Origin of the sequence: Coraliomargarita sinensis, assembly GCF_003185655.1 — a bacterium.
GTDB classification, from domain to species: domain Bacteria; phylum Verrucomicrobiota; class Verrucomicrobiia; order Opitutales; family Coraliomargaritaceae; genus Coraliomargarita_B; species Coraliomargarita_B sinensis.
Map to the genome: position 1 here is coordinate 1 of NZ_QHJQ01000029.1, position 2,286 is coordinate 2,286.

4 protein-coding genes are annotated in these 2,286 nt (G+C 45.8%); all 4 read right to left on the bottom strand.

What is annotated here, in order from left to right:
• Positions 1-124: 124 nt before the first annotated feature.
• The 4 genes from DDZ13_RS15210 to DDZ13_RS15230 all read right to left on the bottom strand — a co-directional run bounded on the left by DDZ13_RS15210 (position 125) and on the right by DDZ13_RS15230 (position 2,132).
• The gene (locus DDZ13_RS15210; RefSeq protein ID WP_110132316.1) at positions 125-274 is read right to left on the bottom strand and encodes a type II toxin-antitoxin system HicB family antitoxin; all 150 of its coding nucleotides are present in this window, start codon (positions 272-274) and stop codon (positions 125-127) included.
• 173 nt (positions 275-447) lie between these two features.
• Entirely contained in the window at positions 448-663 is a 216-nt protein-coding gene (locus tag DDZ13_RS15215) for a hypothetical protein (RefSeq protein ID WP_110132317.1), read from the bottom strand.
• A 392-nt stretch (positions 664-1,055) separates the two neighbouring features.
• Positions 1,056-1,382 (bottom strand): hypothetical protein, encoded by a 327-nt coding sequence (locus tag DDZ13_RS15225; protein ID WP_110132319.1) that lies wholly within the window; start codon positions 1,380-1,382, stop codon positions 1,056-1,058.
• Positions 1,383-1,466: 84 nt separating this feature from the next.
• On the bottom strand, positions 1,467-2,132 hold the full coding sequence (locus tag DDZ13_RS15230; RefSeq protein WP_146209408.1) for a hypothetical protein: 666 nt from the start codon (positions 2,130-2,132) through the stop codon (positions 1,467-1,469).
• Positions 2,133-2,286: the final 154 nt, after the last annotated feature.

Sequence of the window (2,286 nt, forward strand, 5' to 3'; positions counted from 1 at the left end):
GAGGAAAAAATCGCGCCCCCCATGGGGGGCATAGGAGCTAGCCTACCGGCTTGCATCAACCACAACTAAACATTATAACCACAACCTAATAACGGAATCCTTTGTCCACCAATCTCAGGACACATCAAACATCCAGCCAAAGGGCAATCGCATCTTTGAGGTTCTCTGTTAGCTCTTCCAAGGTTTCACCTTGTGTCGAGCAACCAGGAAGCGCCGGAACTTCAGCCCAGAAGCCGCCTTCTTCTGCCTCGTGAATGATTGCTTTGATTTTCATAGCTAGAGAATGTCCCTTGGCTTAGGTAGATTCAATTCATTTTTTCTGCCATCGTGGAGGTGTCTCAAGACTGTAGCGCGGAGCGCGAAAGGAATTGAGACCACCGGCTGGATCGACCCAGCATTTCCAGATGGTTTAGGTTTGTTGAAGGCGCTCTCATATCTCGATTCTTTCTAAAATTTCCCTGCAAGCCAGCCGATGAAGCTGATAGCATAGAGAACGGCTAAAATCATCAGCATGGCAGCTGCATAATTCTTTTTATTTCTGTTTATGTCGAGAGGCGGGAAAGCTGCCCAATATATAAACATGATAAGGTTGAGTATCGGAATTCCACTAACAATAATAATCAAGATCCAGTGCTTAACGCTAACTACTTCGTCTTCTTCCATTTTTTATTTCTGTCGATCGTGGAGGATGATCAGATCGAGGCGCAGCCTCGATCTTGATCACTCCGCCTGGTTAGGTCTTATTTTCTCTGGTGGATACCCATAGTAGGGTCGAGCCTAGCACAGCAAAGCTAGCTATGTTGAGAAATAGCATCCCTCCCGAGCTAGAATAAATGCTCCTCAGTGTATCCTCCATCGATCGCTCAGTATTCATTCTTTCTGTTTTGAATGATGCTTTCTCTGGCTGAAGGTGTGGCCCGAGCCTGTCGGCTGTCTGGAGCGCTCCAGTTTGAATTCTATTCGTGATTAGAGTCCCGAGGAACAAAAGACAGGCCGCGATGATTATTGCGCCTACTGAAATGCTCTTTTTCATTTTATTTTACCTAACGTCGAGGCTAGTCGCGAGGAGGCGCAGCCTCGTCGTTGACTATGCCGGCTGGTTCTGCCTTTGATTTTCTAGGAGCTACTACAATGTAGCAGGATAACATAAAGATCACTCCCAACAGAAACATTAGCAAACCACTAAGCTCATCCAGTTTGCTGTGGGCGTATGATATAATCTGGTAGGCTTCTTCTATTCTTTCTTCGTTCTGTTCTTTCGTCTGAATCAACCGAAGCTTCTCAGCCACGCTGGGTTGATCATTATTTCCTAGCTTACTTATAACGAAGAACACACTAGCAAAACCAAGCGTGCCAATTATGAAGGGAATTTTTGATTTCATTTCTTTCGCAGAACGATGAGCTGTGGCACGGAGTGAGCGAGGGACGAGCGAACGGAGTTGACCACCAGCGACTGGTTGGGGCTCTTAGTTGTGTTTTCCACAATACGCTCTGAACCTTTCTAGAGCTTCTGAGCCTTCACCCAGCAGTCTCTTCCATTTTTCGATTTGTTGATCATCCAAGACATTCATCAATTCTTCATCTCGATGCTCTTCGATTGTCTTTGTGATGGTTGAGTATTCCTTTCTTTCGCCTTTGGTCATGCCGTAGCGAAAATCTTTCCTGTTTGCAGGCGCAAGCCTCTCAAAATAATCATAATAGATAGATTTCAGCTTACTAATCTGACTTTCTGTGAGCCCCAATCCCGACGAGACCTCACTGAAAAGAAGCGCTCTAGGTCCGATCCATTGGTAGGTTAATTTAGAGTATTCCTCCCTGATACTCTCATCCATAACTTCGAGCACCTTCTTTGTTTGTTCTAAATTATGCATAGCTTGGGCATGTGCCCCTTCCACCATCACCATGGACGGCTTGTGTTGCTCGATGAACACATGGGCTTCCGAGATACTCATGCCACATTCAACTAAAACATCGTGCAGAATTGGGGCTCTTTCACTGAATAAGGAAATATCCGCATACCTTTTTTCGGATGCGCTATTCAATGTATATTTTCTTGGCGATTTCACGAACTGCTCAATTTCGCACACTGCTACATGCGTAAGGAGAGCGGAAAGGATCAGGACTAAGTTCAATCTCTTCATCTTATATATTTTCCCCAACGTAGAGGCTAGTCGCGATGAGGCGCAGCCTCGTCGTTGACTATGCCGACTGGTTCGCTCTCGGTGGTTTTAGTGTAAAGGTTGTCTGCAAGCTCTTCCCAATTGCCCAGGCGCATTCCTTCTTCGT

Bases quoted from the DNA above. Each gene is read 5' to 3' on its own strand.
- DDZ13_RS15210 (WP_110132316.1), bottom strand. From the start codon at position 274: ATGAAAATCAAAGCAATCATTCACGAGGCAGAAGAAGGCGGCTTCTGG.
- DDZ13_RS15215 (WP_110132317.1), bottom strand. From the start codon at position 663: ATGGAAGAAGACGAAGTAGTTAGCGTTAAGCACTGGATCTTGATTATT.
- DDZ13_RS15225 (WP_110132319.1), bottom strand. From the start codon at position 1,382: ATGAAATCAAAAATTCCCTTCATAATTGGCACGCTTGGTTTTGCTAGT.